This window comes from Balneola sp. (assembly GCA_003712055.1).
Taxonomy (GTDB): domain Bacteria; phylum Bacteroidota; class Rhodothermia; order Balneolales; family Balneolaceae; genus RHLJ01.
This window is the reverse complement of the sequence record RHLJ01000006.1, coordinates 126,711-142,437: the sequence shown is the minus strand read 5'-3', so window position 1 is coordinate 142,437 and position 15,727 is coordinate 126,711. Positions and strand designations below refer to the sequence as shown.

The following is a 15,727-nucleotide window of genomic DNA, read 5'->3' as shown; positions in this document are numbered from 1 at the left end:
GCTGATTGTTTTTTATTCGTTTTACTGCTTAGCTAAAACCAATGGACTCTTAACTAGAAAACCATAAATGGAAAAAGAAATAAATGCCGGGATCAGAATTTCTTCAATGGTATTGGATCATTTCATCATGACATTTGTCACTATGATATTCTTTATCCCGGGAATGATATCAACATTTATAACTGCCTTTCAAATAAGCCATGAACAAGTCAGTCCTGATATTTTTGGAGGGTTAAGTTTTATTGGGTTAATAGGTTTTGCTCTTTATTTCTGTAAGGATTCAATAAACGGTCAGAGTATTGCTAAAAGAATTCTAAAGCTCCAGGTTGTTGATAAACGAACAGAAAAGGCGGCATCTCCTCTAAAATGCCTTGTAAGAAATTTGTTTTGTATGATATGGCCGATAGAAGTGATTATGGCATTGGTAAACCCTGGTCGCCGAATCGGTGATATGGTTGCTGGAACTAAGGTTGTACCTTTTAACTCCGAAATTGAACAACCTGAGCCTAACTATACACAAATGGGAATAGCTTTTGCGCTAGCCCTTGGCTTAATGCTACTTTTCTCTTTGCCCTTTGTCGGACTTAACGAGCTAATCAAATCCAATCAAGTATCCTATATTGAAGCCTCGATAAATAATTCTGCAAGTCAGGAAATAGCTGAACTTTTTGAAAGTGAATTTGGAAACGAATTAACTGCAGATGTAAGAGTCTATGATCGAATAAAAGCAGAACCGAATCTGAAATACATTTCTGTAATTCTAACACTTGATAAAAATCATCTAACTAGTAATGATGATTTTGTGGATTATCATAACAAAGCTTTATCAGTTCTACTTTCCAGACATGCAGAAGGGACGTTTGTAGGTCAGATTAGATATGTTTACAAGGAAACCGGAAATATGATTACTAGAACAAAGCCATTAGACTGGCGAGAAAAATAACAATGTGAATTACCAAACCTTTCAACCTCATCCGGATTTAGTAGCACTCGTCAAGTTTTACTGGACACTGGAAGTACCTTATGATCCTACTAACCAAAAGCAGAAAATTATCCCTGATGGCTGTATTGAAATGACTTTCAACCTTGCGGATGATATAAAACGATACGTTTCTGATACCGAATATATCGTTCATCCTTGTGCTATGGTGATGGGGCAACGAACCAAATCATATTATATCGAACCCATGGGAAATGTAGACTCTTTCGCTATCTGCTTCTACCCCTATGGCTTTGCCAATTTTATAGATACTCCACTCAAAGAGTTATCAGATGTAGAAACTCCTGTCTCAACGTTGTTTGGAGAAATCCCTGCAAAAGAATTGGAACAAAAGATCGTCCGGGCAGAGAATACACAACAGAGAATCGAAATTATTGAAGCTTTTCTTCTCAAGAAATTAAGCGAACAATCTACGGTAGATGCCATTGTTCAATCTACTATCGATGCTTTGGTATCAACGAAAGGAAGTACCTCAATTAACACTATTCTTCAGGAAGACCTTTCCAAACGAAGGCAGCTCGAACGAAAGTTTGTGAAGCAAATTGGAATCAGTCCCAAACAGTTAGGGAGAGTAATTCGACTGCACAGTGCTCTGAACATGATGTTGAATGAAGAGGGAGAAAGCCTGACCAACATAGCCTATGAAAATGAATACTTCGACCAGGCTCACTTCATTAAAGATTTTAGAGAGTTCATTGGAGTTAGTCCCAAGGAATTTTTAGACAATGAGCATATGACCCTTTCCACCCTTTTCTATAAGTGAACCAACCCTGTCGCATTTTTACAATTCTATCTTTAATTCCTGGCTTAGTTTTGTTTCAACTTCGCTAGTGGTTATTTGTTAATGGTTATTGGTGAATCATCTTCCCAATAACCATTAACAAATAACTAGTAACTAATAACTAATAACCAACCTATGAATAGCTATATCTCACTTTTTGAAATCCCGGCAACCGACATTTCTCGAGCCATCGAATTCTACCAGGCCATTTTGGATGTATCCGTAGAACAAATGGAAATACCAGGTATGGAAATGGGCATCTTGCCTTATGAAAATCAAACAGTCCATGGCGTTATCATCCAGGGAGATGGATATCAGCCTTCCACTGATGGAGTTGCCATTTACCTCAATGCCGGAGATGACCTTCAAGTGGTGTTAGATAAAGTTGAAGAAAACGGAGGCAGCGTCATTGTCCCCAAGACTGCTCATGCTGATGAAAGTGGCTTCTTTGCTTTATTCCTGGATTCAGAAGGCAACAGGCTGGGCTTGAATTCCCCGAATTAACTTGTCATTTCGAAGTCTCTTATTCTGGATTTTAAACCTTCTATCCGATAAGATTCTTCGGAAGTATCCTCAGAATGACTTTTTAAAGATATAAGCTATATAATGGCCAGTCATCTTGAGGATACCTCCGAAAGATCCTGTAGAAATAGTGATAGTCTTTCGATTTATGTAAGAATCATCCATCAACGCGAATTCTTAGCTTATTGCGAATATATCTTTACTCATTTCCTAAGAAATCACTATTGAAATTCTACCTTCTATCTCTTTCTTTTAGGCTCACCTTAAAGAAAGACTCATGCCTACTACCACTCCAGAACACGATGCTCGAATTGCTGCATTAACCTTCGCTTCCGTATATCCACACTATGTAACTAAAGTGGAAAAGAAAGGACGAACAAAAGAGGAACTTCACGAGGTAATTGAATGGCTTACCGGTTTCAATGAAACCAAATTACAAGAGTTGATAGATCGAAAGGCAACCTTTGAAACCTTTTTTGAAGAAGCTACCCTACATCCCAATGCAGAGCTTATTAAGGGAGTGATTTGTGGGTATCGCGTTGAGGACATTGAAACTCCTCTAACACGGCAAGCCAGATACCTTGACAAGGTGGTAGACGAATTAGCAAAAGGTAAAAAGATGGAGAAAATTCTGCGAACTGCTTAAGGCGCTGATTCATAATTCTCTTCTATTATCCTTTCATTACCTTCTATCCGATGAGATCCTTCGGTAGTAACCTCAGGATGACTTGTAAACATAAAGTCTTCTTATTTAGGTCATCTTGAGCATACTTGCGAAAGATCCTGTCGGATAAGTACTACTTAATTAAATAACATTGTAAGGAATTCCATCAAGAGCGATCTCTCTTGTATGAGAGAATTCTATGTTTATATCACTACCAACCCCTCGAGAACAACACTATACACCGGAGTTACGAATGATCTCCAACGCCGACTTATTGAACATTATATACATAGAGGTAGTTCTGATACATTTGCAGGAAAGTATTACTGTTATTTTTTGATTTACTATGAAGCTTTTGCTTCCTCCCATGAAGCCATACAAGCCGAAAAGTATATAAAGGGGAAATCCAGGAAGAAAAAGGAAATGATAATTCAAGATATGAACCCTTCCAGAGCATTCTTGAATACAAAGGTATGTGGTATTTGGCCACCAAAGTGATTCGTTGTTTTTTTGAAATGAGTATTACAATTATAAAAATCGTAATCCGATTAGATCCTTCGGAGGCATCCTCGGGATGACTTTATAAAAGTTCTTATGATATAATACTTAGTCATCTTGAGCATACTTGCGAAAGATCTTGTCGATTTAGTGTGCCCATTCACTTGTAACATAGAACTAATTGTTAGTAAGGGTATTCAATTCGGTTTAGTTAATATCAAACTAATTCTTCAATCTCCCGTCTACAACTCCGTTTGTTATTAGCCAACATATCGTGGAATGAAAATTTATTTAATCCCTGGCCAGGGTGCTGATTATAGGTTGTTTGGTAAGCTCTCTTTAGCCCCTTCTTTTGAGATCCGCTATATACACTTTGAGCTCCCGGAGAAAGGACTTTCAATGGCAGAATATGCACAGCAGCTTGCCTCTCAAGTTGATAAGAGCGAGCCTTTCATTCTGGTTGGAGTTTCCATTGGCGGGATGATTGCGACAGAGATGAATGATCTCTTAAATCCTATAAAAACTATAGTTGTTTCAAGTGCCAAGTCAAAAAATGAACTACCTAAGCTTTACACCATTCAACGTAGATTCTTCCTGTATAAAATAATACCAGGTTGGATTTCTAAATTAGGAGCTCAATTCCTACAACCTATTTTTGAGCCCGTAAGAAACACTGAAAAGGAAGTCTTCAAACAAATGTTGAAAGATAAAGATCCAAGGTTTTTAAAAAGAACCATTGATATGATCGTTAACTGGGATCGAACATCTTATGACTCATCGATAATATCGATTCACGGAGATAACGATAATACTATCCCAATCAGAAATGTTGATGTTGATCAAATAGTAGAAAATGGCTCCCACTTGATGATTTTTACTAAAGCTACCGAACTGAGTAGAATACTAAACGGTATTCTTACAGCTAGTTTTGAGCATATAGTACAGGAGAAATGAAAATACTTACCAAAGGTACTTACTATGGCTCGATGAATGCCGAGCAGGAGATGAACGGTATCCTGTTTTCGGAATACGATTACCTGACAGAAAGAACTGATTGGCATTTTCATGAAAACCCCTATTTCATGTACGTTCTTGAAGGGGATTTATACGATGTAAATAGAAAGCGGAAAACGACCTGCCCTTCCGGAAGCTTCCTTCTTCATAACTGGCAAGAAGTTCATTTCAATTCTAAAGAATCAGTGCATGCGCGGGGTTTCCATATTGAATTTGAAAAAAACTGGTTCGAGAAAAATAACATAGACATCAATCTATGGGAAGGGAGTACGCTCATAAGAAACCCAAAGCTTCATCATATTCTCGCCAAACTATATAGGGAGTTTAAATGTGCCGACATATACTCCGAAATTTCCTGTGAACTCCTGGTCTCTGAATTATGTGAGAATATCGATAAAGAAAAGGTATACCAGATGGAGAAAAATCCTTCCTGGCTCTCCTCTCTTGTTGACATGATTCACCAACATAATGAACCGTTCAATTTAAAAACCCTATCGGAACAGTTAGGCATTCATCCCGGACATCTGTCCCGATCCGTGCCAAAATATTTTTCTACTACACTTGGTGACTATATCCGACAGATGAAGATCAAGAAAGCTGTTGATCTCATGCTATCCACCAACAAATCGCTATATGATATCTGCTATGAATGTGGGTTTTCTGATCAGAGTCATTTTTCAAGGACCTTCAAAAGATACCTGGGAATGACCCCAAAAGAATTTCAAAAAAAATGTGGGTGATGTTAATTTCATTCTATTTTGGATGGTAAATCCGGAATAGTTTGGTGCTTTATGAATTAATACCACTCTAAATGAGAACCTTCGTATTTGTCCTATTATTCGCTGTCATCCCATTTGCATCCTCATGTGCGCAAAGCTCATCCAAAACAATGTCTGATATTGTAGAACATAAAGGTATCACCTCTCCCCTTCACCAGGCAAATGTTGGGAACGTTGTTTTCATGCCAGGCATCTTTCCAGTAAAAGTATATAAGGAAAGTGAATTCCTTTCTTCTTTCGAAATAGAAAACGACAGTGATCTGAACTTCATCGCCTTTCTTGATAACTCTCTTACAAATTACCTACACCAATTAGATCCGACCTTATCTGTAGATGAGCTTCTAAAGAGGGGAAATTTTCAATTCTCCTTTTATATAGACAGCAAATTAGTTTATACAGAAAATCTCAATCGCGGTGCAGGGCTCCCACGAAGAAAGAATCAAGACACTATCCTGCACAAGCCTCTGATAAGCAGTATTAATGCAGATTCATGGGGACGATTTTTATGGGCACGTTTTTTATATCGAACAGATGCTTATACAACACTCGTAACAGGAACACATGTTGTAAAAATTGAACTACGCCCCTATTTAAATAGCGATGAAGGACTCATTGTTGGTGATTTAATCGCGGAAGGTGAAATCTCACTGAAATATGCTGAACCTGAAGTAAATGAAGCAGAAAAAGCCATCCAACCTATTCAACCGAATAGTGGGTGGGAAATATCTAAAGACCGTTACGATGAAGAGAAAATCAGGGCACTTAATGAACGTATAGCTCAGAAAAGATTTAATCACATCACCAGTATTGTGGTGATTAAAGACGGAAAGCTTTTATTTGAGGAGTACTTTAACGGGAGTGATCGAAACACCTTACATAATACCCGATCAGTAGGAAAGTCCTTCGCTGCAACTATCACTGGAATTGCTATCCAAGACGGCCATTTTAAAGGAGTGGATCAGACACTGGATGAATTCTATGACCTTAGGCAATACCCGAATTATTCCTCCAAAAAAGCTCAGGTGACGCTAGAAAGCCTTTTAACCATGAGCTCTGCTTTCCATGGTTCCGACAATGATTCCGATACCCCTGGTAATGACTCTAACATGTATCCGTCGAATGATTGGGCGAAATTCACCCTGGATTTACCGATGGATAAAAACAAGGAAAATGGTGAGGTATTTGATTATTTCACTGCAGGTTCGGTGTTACTCGGAGATATTATCCAAATCACAGTTCCAGGTGGGCTGGAAGGATATGCTGATGAGAAGCTATTCAAACCACTGGGCATTTCAAGGTACAAATGGCAATATACTCCCAAAGGCATCGCCCATACTGCCGGAGGGCTGGCTCTTAGTGCTCTGGATTTTGCCAAGTATGGTCAGCTTTATAAAAACAAAGGAATGTGGAATGAAAAGCAGGTCTTATCTGAAGAATGGGTTGAACAAAGCTTAACTAATCATTTTGCAGATACGCCCAATCAACCAGCGTATGGCTACCTTTTTTGGAACGAAGAATTCTCAACAGAAAAAAAATCCTATAATGCTTTTTACGCCAGCGGTTATGGAGGGAATAAAGTCATCATGTTTACCGATGAACCTCTCGTGATTGTAATAACTGCAACTGCTTTTGGTCAACCCTATGCACATCCACAGGCTGAGCTTATGATTGAGAAGTATATCTTACCTGCAGTTTTGGAATGAGTATTTTCGAAGATGGATAAGAGATATCATATCATTATGTTTGGGCATAATGGATTCCATAATTCTAAAAATCATTAGTTTCTTTCTTGTCTCTGGATACATCTACCTAAGCTGGGGGCATTCAATCAAAATTATTCGGTGTGCCTATCTATCTAGCAAAAGGAAGAAGCTACATTTAACTTTTACCTGGCTAATACCTTATTTATGGGTTCTTATAACCAAAGATTTTGTATTTATTGAAGAACCTCAGACAATGACCAAAAAGAAAAGAGATGAATTACTGGATGAAGAATCAGGACATTTTTATGAAAGTCGTAAAGGGTTTCCTGGCGCTCGCAGATAAATAGAATACTTAGATTACATACATTGAGCACATCCTTTGGATGACAAAGAAAAACCGAGGCTTTCGAGAATAACATAACCGAAAAAAAATAACTGAAAAGGAGGTTATATACTTTTAAGAGCTCATGTTTAGAATCATACTATTTACAATCTCTGCTATCATATTAGCTTGGTTGACCTTTAGAATCATATACGCTCGAAAAAAAAGAATGCAATACGAGAATGTTTTCTTAGAGGTTTTTGAAAATATTCAAGTCGAATTACCAGAGTTTAAAATCGATTATAAATATGGTTATCCAAGTTTTGAAGTTATTTTTAAGAATCAAGAGGATCTAAAAGTTGCAGAGTCCAAAGGGAGTACAGAAAAGTTTAAGGATATGATTCAAATACTTCATAAGAATATCGATGATTTTGAAGCTGAACTGGCTATACATTATACATGGAAAACGAGAACCTATAGTTCTAATCTTTAAAAGGATCAATGAACCTCCAACCTACGTTAGAAGACGAGTTAATAATTCTAAGGCCTCTTGGTGAAGATGAGTTTGAGGTGCTTTATGAAGTAGCCAAAGATCCTCTGATTTGGGAACAGCATCCAAATTGGGATAGGTATAAAAGAGAAGTGTTTATTGATTTCTTTGCTGGAGCTATACAATCAAAAGGGGCTTTTCTCATCCTTGATAAAGAGACGGGAAATGCAATTGGTAGTACCAGGTTTAAGAAAGTAGAAGGAGCAGAAGACGCTATCGAGATAGGATGGTCGTTTTTAGCCAGGGATACATGGGGTGGCAAATATAACCGATCCATGAAGAAACTCATGATTGACTATGCACTCGACCATATGAAGCATATAATCTTTTATATTGGCAAAGAGAATATCAGATCTCAAAAAGCGGTAGAAAAATTGGGAGGAAAGGAAATCACTCAGCCAGAATTAGATCACTTGGTCAGAAAAAATGGTACAGATTTAACTTTTCGGATAGGTAGAGAGGATTGGAACATATAGTGTTCTAATCACCGCCAAGTTTATTACTTTTTCTCTGTATCAAATTGCTTCAATAATTTTTAAGTAAATAGCCATGATAGAAAAAGAGATTATTCGAAATGGAGAAGGTGATAACTATAACTACTCTCAAGACCACTGCTTTATAAAACTTTCCTCTCGGCTTACTAATGGTGAGTTAAGTTTTGTGGAAGACACCCTGAAACCCGGCTTTTATTTGGGGAGGCACCACCACAAAATTATGACCGAAGTATTCTACATCTTAGAAGGGGAAGTAGAACTTATCTTTGACGATGAAACGATTGTAGCTAAAGCAGGAGATACTATCACTGTCCCTCCAAATGTTTGGCATGCTGCGAGGTGTACTGAAGGTGGAAAAATGCTCACCATCTTCAAAAACGGGCAATTCGATGTATATCTGGAAAAACTCTCAACAATGTCAGATAGTGACTTTGCTAATACTGAGTTAATGAAATCTGTTTCTGCAGATTTTGATATTTACGAGGGATAAAAAGAGTTCATGAATATTGAGTTTAAGAGGTTAACAGAAGTCAATACCTCAGACATTATGGAACTGATGAACAATACCCTGGTAAGAAGGCAGATGCCCTTGTTAAAAGGTGAGTTCACAGAACAAAGCTGCGAAAAGTTTGTCGCAAATAAAGAGAAGCTTTGGGAAGAACATGGCTATGGACCATGGGCTTTTGTGGTAAACAATCAGTTTGCGGGTTGGGGAGGACTCCAACCCGAAGAAGGAGAAGCAGACCTGGCTTTGGTGCTCCATCCTGATTTCTGGGGTATTGGCAAAGTGCTATATAAAAAGATCATCGATAAAGCTTTTAATGAAATGGGTTTAGACTCAGTGGTTGTTTTCTTCCCCCCTTCTCGAACTCGAATCAAAGGTTTTCTGCGTCTTGGCTTTAAGAAAGATAAAGAGTTAAAAGTCGGAGACGAGGAGTTTATCCGGTTTCGTTTAACAAACCCGGTTAAGAATGACTGACCAACGCTCTAACGAAACTTCACCTCCTCCCCAGCTGAAAATATGTGGCTAATGGAAAGTATAAACTTTACAGAATCAATAGAGATCAACTGCTCCCCAAACGAAGCTTTCGATTACACTCAGGACTACACACAGCGTTTGGATTGGGATACTTTTCTTAAACATGCAGAACTTATCGAAGGAGCATCAAAAGCGGATAAAGGAGTAAAAGCATATTGTGTTGCAAAAAACGGATTCGGGATGGTTACAGAATACGTTTCATTTAATAGACCTAAGGTCACAGCAATTAAAATGACTAAAGGGCCTTATTTATTTAAATCTTTCTCCGGATCCTGGACTTTTAAGGCTATTGAAGCAAATCTATGTAATGTGATTTTCAAATATTCATTCACTTTACGATTTCCTTTCTCCTTATTCGGTAAATTTGTAAGGGGGAATCTTGAGTCTAACGTTAGGCAGAGACTCATCGATCTCAAAACAAACCTCGAGTCGTGATATTTAAATGGATCAAAACTAAAGTTTAATCCTTAGTTAACTACAGTAGCGCATTTTTTTTGTTTATTTGGATAATCAATAAAGCTAACGTTTGCCATGCGCCCCTTAATCATTCTTACTTTTCTAGTTACTCTGTCAGTTTGTAACACTTCAACAGAAAATACCAACGAAATTGTCTTACCTAACACTCTGGAGGTAGGTCAAGGAGAAGAGCTAGCATCCGGACATGTCTATCATGATGCGAATGAGAATGGAACTATGGATGCTAATGAAATTGGTATTCCTGGTGTATTTGTTTCCAATGGCCTGGACCTGGTTCAAACAGACGCTAATGGCCAATACAGCATTCCTGTTGATGATGACGCGATCATTTTTGTGATTAAACCCCGTGACTGGATGACTCCGGTGAATGAAGACAATTTGCCGCGCTTTTTCTACTTGCATAAACCTGCTGGTTCTCCTGAGAATTTCACCTATCCAGGTATTCCGCCAACCGGCCCACTACCCGACCGAATCAATTTTCCATTGTATAAAGAAACAGGCTCCAATCAATTCAAAATGGTCGTTTTTGGTGATCCTCAGCCTTACAATGTGGAACAAATTGATTTCCTGGCTGAGGATATCATTTCTGAATTGATTGATGCTCAAGGCCTGGAGTTTGGAATGACGATGGGCGACATCGTTGGAGATGACCTGGATTTGTTTTCACCCTTAAACCAGGCTGTTTCAAAGATTGGTATTCCGTGGTACAACGTTCTGGGTAACCACGATGTGAATTTTATGGCTATTGGAGATGAAGATTCAGATGACACTTTCGAGCGGGTATTTGGTCCGGCCAATTATGCTTTTGTGTATGGTGATGTTCATTTCATCGTAGTTGATAATGTAATCATGGATGAGCCCGAAGGAGCAAGAGGTTATGTAGGAGGCTTACGTCCTGATCAGATCGAATTTGTTAGCAATTATCTTAATGTGGTCCCAAAAGACAATCTTATTGTACTTACCATGCATATTCCTCTGGTTGAGCACGGCGAAACGTTCAGAAACAGCGATCAAAAAAAGCTTTTTGATCTATTAAAGGACTTTCCAAACACGCTCTCCATCTCGGCTCATACTCATACACAGAACAATGTATTTTTTCACAAAGATTCTTCTGACTGGCAGCAAGAGGTACCGCATCATCATTTCAATGTGGGTACAACTTCCGGGAGTTGGTGGAATGGTATCCGGGATGAAACCGATGTCCCTCACACCATGATGCGTGACGGAACTCCCAATGGTTATTCATTCATCACTTTTAATGGCACTGAATATATTATCGACTGGAAAGTTGCTGGTAGTCCGGAAAGTCATAAGATGAACATTCATGTCCCCAGAGGAATTGTGGCGAATTCTGGAGAAACTACTCTTCTTACTGTCAATTTCTTTAATGGAAGCGAACAATCGGAATTAAGCTATCGTGTGCTCGGAGCCACTGAATGGCAGCCTATGGAAAAGGTGAATAAGCCTGACCCCTACTACTCAAAAATTTCTCAGCGACATGAGAATATGCAGGCTCTTCAGTTTCCTGAATTGTGGGATGGAAATTCAGAGCTAGACGATCAGCCATACCCGATCTCAAGAAGAATGTCCAGACCGGTAAATTCTTCTCATTTATGGGAAGCGAATCTGGGCACTGATTGGCCGGCTGGGAGACATGTTATCGAGGTAATGGCTAAAGACCGTTATGGCAGAACATTTACTGCATACCAAACAATGAGAGTAATTGAAGAGTGATCAAAGAAGGAAAATAAAATTGAACTTTTAATCTTAGAGTAAGAATTATATGAAATCCAGTTTTTTAGCTTTTTATGTTGTCGCATTTGTATGCTTCACCGCCTTCCCTGTTAGTGCTCAACATAGTCACACTCATAGTGGGCTTCACCACTGGGAAATACCCAGTAAAGATCCGGACCGGATTATACTAACGTTCAATGGCGATCCGGCAACAACAAGAGCCGTAACCTGGCGTACTGATACCAGCATTAACCAGGCAGTGGCGCAAATTGCAGAAGCTACGGTGAACTCAAAGTTTGTTAATGACGCCGTAACTGTAAATGCAGTCACCGAAGAATTTGATCTCGGGTTATATAAAGAGAATAAATCACTACTAGTTCATTACCACAGCGTTACATTTGAAGGGTTGAAACCAGATAAGCTGTATGCCTATCGCGTAGGAGACGGAAATGATCGCTGGTCTGAGTGGATTCACTTTCGTACAGCAAAAACTGGGTACGAACCTACTCAATTTGTTTACTTCGGCGATGCCCAGAATGACGTTCTCGCTCATTGGTCACGGGTAATTCGCATGGCCTATCAAACAGCTCCTGATGCATCATTTGTGATCCATGCCGGAGATCTTATCAATGATGCTCACCGCGATCAGGAATGGGCGGAATGGTTTAAGGCCGGTGGATTTATTCATAGTCAATGGACAGCAATACCTGTTGTTGGAAACCATGAATTCATGCGAACTGGAAATTTAAAGTCAAGAAGGCTCTCTATCCAATGGAGACCGCAATTTACCCTACCTGTTGAGGAGGACCTGAATTCAAAACTACATGAAACCGTATACACTGTAAACTACCAGGATATACTAATCATCGTCCTAAATTCCACGGATGAGCTTGAAGAGCAAACCGACTATATCGAGGAACAACTAAAAAATAACACCGCTAAATGGAAGATTGTTACCTGTCATCACTCGGTGTTTTCGCCAGCAAAGGGGCGCAACTTCCAATTTGCACGTGATAACTGGAAACCACTCTTTGACAAATACGGCGTTGATCTGGTGCTCAATGGCCACGATCATACTTATGCACGAGGTCATGTCCCAGTTCGAACCACAGATCAAGATGAAGAAGGCATTAATACCGTTTATGTCACTTCTGTGAGTGGACCTAAGCAGTATGAGTTGGATAATGAACAATTGAAAGACTATGCCGGGGAGGGGTATAAGCGAGATAAAGATGCTGAACAAACCCAGTTTTTCCAGGTTATTACAATTGAAGACAATACACTCACCTATGTAGCCTATACTGCCATTGGAGACGAATATGACCGAGCTGTTATTGCTAAAGATTTCATAACTGGCAAGAAGGAATTATTGCAAAAATAGCAATGGTCTTTTGTGTTCACGATAAATCATAAATCGTAAATGACAGGTATAGTAGTTTCTGAACAGTATTAAGAAAGGCAATCCTCACATTGCCCAATGAGTAGTAACTCTGCCGAATCTATCTTTCGATTCTGAATTGATGGAATAGAAACATCAACGTCTAAGCATTCTACCTTACCACATATCTTGCATTGAAAATGCGGGTGTGTATCGGAACCCTTTTCAGAGGAATACTTCTTGTATTTAGCATACCATGTGCGTCCATCTTTTCCTTTAAAAGAATGAAGGATTCCATCTTCTTCAAGCCTTTCCAAAATCCGGTAAACTGTAGTCTTATTCATTTCCTTTGTAAGCCTGTTTACCAATTCTACAACGGAAAGAGCACTGTTACTTTGCTCAATAACATTCAGCAATGATCTTGTCGTATTTGTATTCCTTCTAACGGCCATAGAAGAAAACTATCGCAACTATGTTGCAATAACAAGTTCGGATTTCCTTATCTTTGCCGTTCTTTCGATCAAGTAAATTGTTTAATGAATTTAATTATTTCCAAATCTGATACATGGGGAGCTCTTGCAGGCACCTTATGTATGCTCCACTGTTTTGCCACTCCTTTCCTCTTTGTTGCACTGGCAGGAACAGCAAGTTCGGGCGAAGAAGCTCCATTATGGTGGCTTTCAATTAACTACGTATTCTTAGTGATTTCTTTTTTTGCTGTACTTCGATCTGTTCAAACAACTTCTCGTGCATTCATGAAGCCCCTGTTTTGGACAAGCTGGATCACACTTACTTTTGTTATTGTAAACGAACAATTCGAATGGCTGGAGCTTTCAGAGATCGTCACTTATGCCGCTGCTACTGTCTTAGTAGTTTTGCACCTTTATAATCGAAGGTATTGCCAATGCAAAACTGATAATTGCTGTGTAGATGACAAATAAAGAGAAATTTGAGGTTATGGGAGATAACCATATCTCTGCGAATGTAGAAACCCCTCTACTCCCAAATGCCTTTGAAAAGTCTGACGACGAAAAAATCAAAAATATTGAGAAGTATTTTGGATTAATTATGGAGGAGCTAGGTCTGGATTTGACCGATGATAGTTTAGCTGGCACTCCTTATCGGGTTGCAAAGATGTATGTAAAGGAAATGTTTTATGGTTTAAATCCAGAGAACAGACCTAAGATTTCTACCTTTGCAAATCACTATGAGTACAGGAAAATTATTGTTGAGCAAAACATTAATATAGACTCTGCTTGCGAACACCACTTCTTACCAATAACAGGATATGCTCATATTGGATACATACCAGGTGATCGTGTAATAGGCCTTTCTAAAATAAACCGTTTAGTGGATTACTACTCACATCGCCCACAGGTACAGGAGCGGTTATCTTTACAGATTCTTAAGGACTTGCAAAACGAACTGGGAACTGAAGATGTAATCGTTATGATTAATTCAAAACATCTCTGCGTTTCCACGAGAGGAATTAAAGACAAGGATAGTTTTACTACCACATTAGAATACGGTGGCTGTTTTGAGGGAAGGGAACACAGAGAGGAATTTTTAAAGCTGATTGGAAATAAGGAACTCTAAGGCTTTGATTGTCTCATCTTCCGTTATGGTATTGGCAAAGATTGGAAGCTCTACCTAAATTCACTGGGCTTACATAATTCCTGCATTCTTCTTGCTATCATATCAAATATTTTCAATGGTATATAGATTTTTAAAAAGTGCATCTACTCACTCTATTGTCTGGTTTATAGCCTTCATTATCTGGGGGTTAATGAGACAGTTTGGACAGGACTTGTTGGATGGACCAAATCTAAGAATTGAAGAATTGGCTTTGATATATGGAGTTTTAGCAATGAGTGCAGGAATAGTATTTGGAATGGTAGAAGTATTGATACCAACTAACCCCACAAAACGCACTTCCTTTGGTAAAGCTGTGTTTCTCCGAACATTGATCTATTCAATGTTCTTTTTTCTTCTAACCATTCTGGGTATCTCGATGTTTTCTTTTTTTGACGAAAGTGGATTGGAGTTAGGCGCCAATTATAGCTTCATGTACTCAAAAGAAATGTTATTACTACTTATCTACTGTTTCACGGTGGTCTTCGTAATACATTTCGTAAAGGAGCTCGATAAAAAATTTGGGCCTGGTAATTTGATGAAAATGATCTTGGGTTCTTTTCACAAACCCAAAGAAGAAGAACGAGTTTTCATGTTTTTGGACTTAACGTCTTCTACCTCAATTGCTGAAAAATTGGGGCATTTTAAATACAGCCAGTTAATTCAAGACTGTTTTTCAGATTTAAATGCAGTATTTAAATACAAAGCTGAAGTTTATCAGTATGTAGGAGATGAGGTTGTATTGACCTGGACAAAAGAAAATGGAATAAAGAAATCCAACTGTTTGTCTGCCTTTTATAGTTATAAAAAACGTATTACCGAAAGGAGCAACTACTATATGGATCACTATGATCTGATTCCTCAATTTAAAGCAGGAATCAATGTTGGAAAAATTATGGTTGCGGAGGTAGGAGAAAAAAAGCGTGAAATAGCCTATCACGGCGACACTATTAATATTGCCGCCAGAATTCAAAGCGAGTGCGGAATTCGCCGAGAAGAAATATTAGTTTCAAAAGAGCTATTCGATCTTATTAGTTATAATGACAAATACACTTTTGTATCAAAAGGAGAAGTACAACTGAAGGGTAAAGCCAAGAAAACAGAGATTTTTGCGGTGAAAGAAATAAAGCTATAGCTCTA

The 15,727-nt window shown here is 38.6% G+C and carries 20 protein-coding genes; 19 read left to right on the top strand and 1 reads right to left on the bottom strand.

What is annotated here, in order from left to right; genetic code table 11:
• The first annotated feature begins 67 nt into the window (after positions 1-67).
• From ED557_14100 to ED557_14025, 16 genes are all read left to right on the top strand, one after another.
• On the top strand, positions 68-943 hold the full coding sequence (locus ED557_14100) for an RDD family protein (GenBank protein RNC79651.1): 876 nt from the start codon (positions 68-70) through the stop codon (positions 941-943).
• 4 nt (positions 944-947) lie between these two features.
• Entirely contained in the window at positions 948-1,763 is an 816-nt protein-coding gene (locus tag ED557_14095) for an AraC family transcriptional regulator (protein ID RNC79650.1), read from the top strand.
• 153 nt (positions 1,764-1,916) lie between these two features.
• Positions 1,917-2,285 (top strand): VOC family protein, encoded by a 369-nt coding sequence (locus ED557_14090; protein RNC79649.1) that lies wholly within the window; start codon positions 1,917-1,919, stop codon positions 2,283-2,285.
• 295 nt (positions 2,286-2,580) lie between these two features.
• Positions 2,581-2,949, top strand: coding sequence for a DUF2200 domain-containing protein (locus tag ED557_14085; GenBank protein ID RNC79648.1), 369 nt, complete (start codon positions 2,581-2,583; stop codon positions 2,947-2,949).
• A gap of 204 nt (positions 2,950-3,153) precedes the next feature.
• Positions 3,154-3,465: a GIY-YIG nuclease family protein gene (locus tag ED557_14080; GenBank protein ID RNC79647.1), complete on the top strand. Its 312-nt coding sequence runs from the start codon at positions 3,154-3,156 to the stop codon at positions 3,463-3,465.
• Between the two features lie 279 nt (positions 3,466-3,744).
• Entirely contained in the window at positions 3,745-4,419 is a 675-nt protein-coding gene (locus tag ED557_14075; GenBank protein RNC79646.1) for an alpha/beta hydrolase, read from the top strand.
• Positions 4,416-5,219, top strand: coding sequence for an AraC family transcriptional regulator (locus ED557_14070; protein ID RNC79645.1), 804 nt, complete (start codon positions 4,416-4,418; stop codon positions 5,217-5,219). Before ED557_14075 ends, ED557_14070 begins: the two co-directional genes overlap by 4 nt.
• Positions 5,220-5,290: 71 nt before the next feature.
• Complete coding sequence (locus ED557_14065) at positions 5,291-6,961, top strand: class C beta-lactamase-related serine hydrolase (protein ID RNC79644.1); 1,671 nt, start codon at positions 5,291-5,293, stop codon at positions 6,959-6,961.
• 49 nt (positions 6,962-7,010) lie between these two features.
• Positions 7,011-7,304, top strand: a complete 294-nt coding sequence (locus tag ED557_14060) for a hypothetical protein (GenBank protein ID RNC79643.1) — start codon at positions 7,011-7,013, stop codon at positions 7,302-7,304.
• Positions 7,305-7,428: 124 nt separating this feature from the next.
• Positions 7,429-7,776, top strand: coding sequence for a hypothetical protein (locus ED557_14055; protein ID RNC79642.1), 348 nt, complete (start codon positions 7,429-7,431; stop codon positions 7,774-7,776).
• Positions 7,777-7,784: 8 nt separating this feature from the next.
• Positions 7,785-8,309 carry an N-acetyltransferase gene (locus tag ED557_14050; GenBank protein RNC79641.1) on the top strand — a complete coding sequence of 175 codons (525 nt, stop codon included), beginning with the start codon at positions 7,785-7,787 and terminating at the stop codon, positions 8,307-8,309.
• 73 nt (positions 8,310-8,382) lie between these two features.
• Entirely contained in the window at positions 8,383-8,817 is a 435-nt protein-coding gene (locus tag ED557_14045; protein RNC79640.1) for a cupin domain-containing protein, read from the top strand.
• Positions 8,818-8,826: 9 nt separating this feature from the next.
• Complete coding sequence (locus tag ED557_14040; protein ID RNC79639.1) at positions 8,827-9,306, top strand: N-acetyltransferase; 480 nt, start codon at positions 8,827-8,829, stop codon at positions 9,304-9,306.
• Between the two features lie 51 nt (positions 9,307-9,357).
• Positions 9,358-9,801, top strand: a complete 444-nt coding sequence (locus tag ED557_14035; protein RNC79750.1) for an SRPBCC family protein — start codon at positions 9,358-9,360, stop codon at positions 9,799-9,801.
• Between the two features lie 96 nt (positions 9,802-9,897).
• Entirely contained in the window at positions 9,898-11,577 is a 1,680-nt protein-coding gene (locus ED557_14030; GenBank protein ID RNC79638.1) for a metallophosphoesterase, read from the top strand.
• Positions 11,578-11,626: 49 nt separating this feature from the next.
• On the top strand, positions 11,627-12,958 hold the full coding sequence (locus ED557_14025; protein RNC79637.1) for a metallophosphoesterase family protein: 1,332 nt from the start codon (positions 11,627-11,629) through the stop codon (positions 12,956-12,958).
• Between the two features lie 68 nt (positions 12,959-13,026).
• Here the strand turns inward: ED557_14025 and ED557_14020 are convergent, their stop codons facing one another.
• Positions 13,027-13,407 carry a transcriptional regulator gene (locus ED557_14020; GenBank protein RNC79636.1) on the bottom strand — a complete coding sequence of 127 codons (381 nt, stop codon included), beginning with the start codon at positions 13,405-13,407 and terminating at the stop codon, positions 13,027-13,029.
• Between the two features lie 84 nt (positions 13,408-13,491).
• On the opposite strand from ED557_14020, the gene ED557_14015 reads away from it, so the two are divergent.
• From ED557_14015 to ED557_14005, 3 genes are all read left to right on the top strand, one after another.
• Positions 13,492-13,896 (top strand): MerC domain-containing protein, encoded by a 405-nt coding sequence (locus ED557_14015; protein RNC79635.1) that lies wholly within the window; start codon positions 13,492-13,494, stop codon positions 13,894-13,896.
• The gene (folE, locus tag ED557_14010; GenBank protein ID RNC79634.1) at positions 13,886-14,551 is read left to right on the top strand and encodes a GTP cyclohydrolase I FolE; all 666 of its coding nucleotides are present in this window, start codon (positions 13,886-13,888) and stop codon (positions 14,549-14,551) included. The genes ED557_14015 and folE overlap by 11 nt, the downstream gene beginning before the upstream one ends.
• A gap of 115 nt (positions 14,552-14,666) precedes the next feature.
• A complete protein-coding gene (locus ED557_14005) occupies positions 14,667-15,722 on the top strand; it encodes an adenylate/guanylate cyclase domain-containing protein (GenBank protein ID RNC79633.1) in 1,056 nt (351 codons plus the stop codon).
• Positions 15,723-15,727: the final 5 nt, after the last annotated feature.

What these genes read in the sequence shown, in the direction of transcription:
- ED557_14035 (RNC79750.1), top strand. Translation starts at nt 9,358, where the DNA reads ATGGAAAGTATAAACTTTACAGAATCAATAGAGATCAACTGCTCCCCA.
- ED557_14050 (RNC79641.1), top strand. Translation starts at nt 7,785, where the DNA reads ATGAACCTCCAACCTACGTTAGAAGACGAGTTAATAATTCTAAGGCCT.
- ED557_14040 (RNC79639.1), top strand. Translation starts at nt 8,827, where the DNA reads ATGAATATTGAGTTTAAGAGGTTAACAGAAGTCAATACCTCAGACATT.
- ED557_14080 (RNC79647.1), top strand. Translation starts at nt 3,154, where the DNA reads ATGAGAGAATTCTATGTTTATATCACTACCAACCCCTCGAGAACAACA.
- ED557_14070 (RNC79645.1), top strand. Translation starts at nt 4,416, where the DNA reads ATGAAAATACTTACCAAAGGTACTTACTATGGCTCGATGAATGCCGAG.
- ED557_14100 (RNC79651.1), top strand. Translation starts at nt 68, where the DNA reads ATGGAAAAAGAAATAAATGCCGGGATCAGAATTTCTTCAATGGTATTG.
- ED557_14060 (RNC79643.1), top strand. Translation starts at nt 7,011, where the DNA reads ATGGATTCCATAATTCTAAAAATCATTAGTTTCTTTCTTGTCTCTGGA.
- ED557_14075 (RNC79646.1), top strand. Translation starts at nt 3,745, where the DNA reads ATGAAAATTTATTTAATCCCTGGCCAGGGTGCTGATTATAGGTTGTTT.
- ED557_14015 (RNC79635.1), top strand. Translation starts at nt 13,492, where the DNA reads ATGAATTTAATTATTTCCAAATCTGATACATGGGGAGCTCTTGCAGGC.
- folE (RNC79634.1), top strand. Translation starts at nt 13,886, where the DNA reads ATGACAAATAAAGAGAAATTTGAGGTTATGGGAGATAACCATATCTCT.
- ED557_14005 (RNC79633.1), top strand. Translation starts at nt 14,667, where the DNA reads ATGGTATATAGATTTTTAAAAAGTGCATCTACTCACTCTATTGTCTGG.
- ED557_14090 (RNC79649.1), top strand. Translation starts at nt 1,917, where the DNA reads ATGAATAGCTATATCTCACTTTTTGAAATCCCGGCAACCGACATTTCT.
- ED557_14085 (RNC79648.1), top strand. Translation starts at nt 2,581, where the DNA reads ATGCCTACTACCACTCCAGAACACGATGCTCGAATTGCTGCATTAACC.
- ED557_14030 (RNC79638.1), top strand. Translation starts at nt 9,898, where the DNA reads ATGCGCCCCTTAATCATTCTTACTTTTCTAGTTACTCTGTCAGTTTGT.
- ED557_14065 (RNC79644.1), top strand. Translation starts at nt 5,291, where the DNA reads ATGAGAACCTTCGTATTTGTCCTATTATTCGCTGTCATCCCATTTGCA.
- ED557_14055 (RNC79642.1), top strand. Translation starts at nt 7,429, where the DNA reads ATGTTTAGAATCATACTATTTACAATCTCTGCTATCATATTAGCTTGG.
- ED557_14020 (RNC79636.1), bottom strand. Translation starts at nt 13,407, where the DNA reads ATGGCCGTTAGAAGGAATACAAATACGACAAGATCATTGCTGAATGTT.
- ED557_14025 (RNC79637.1), top strand. Translation starts at nt 11,627, where the DNA reads ATGAAATCCAGTTTTTTAGCTTTTTATGTTGTCGCATTTGTATGCTTC.
- ED557_14045 (RNC79640.1), top strand. Translation starts at nt 8,383, where the DNA reads ATGATAGAAAAAGAGATTATTCGAAATGGAGAAGGTGATAACTATAAC.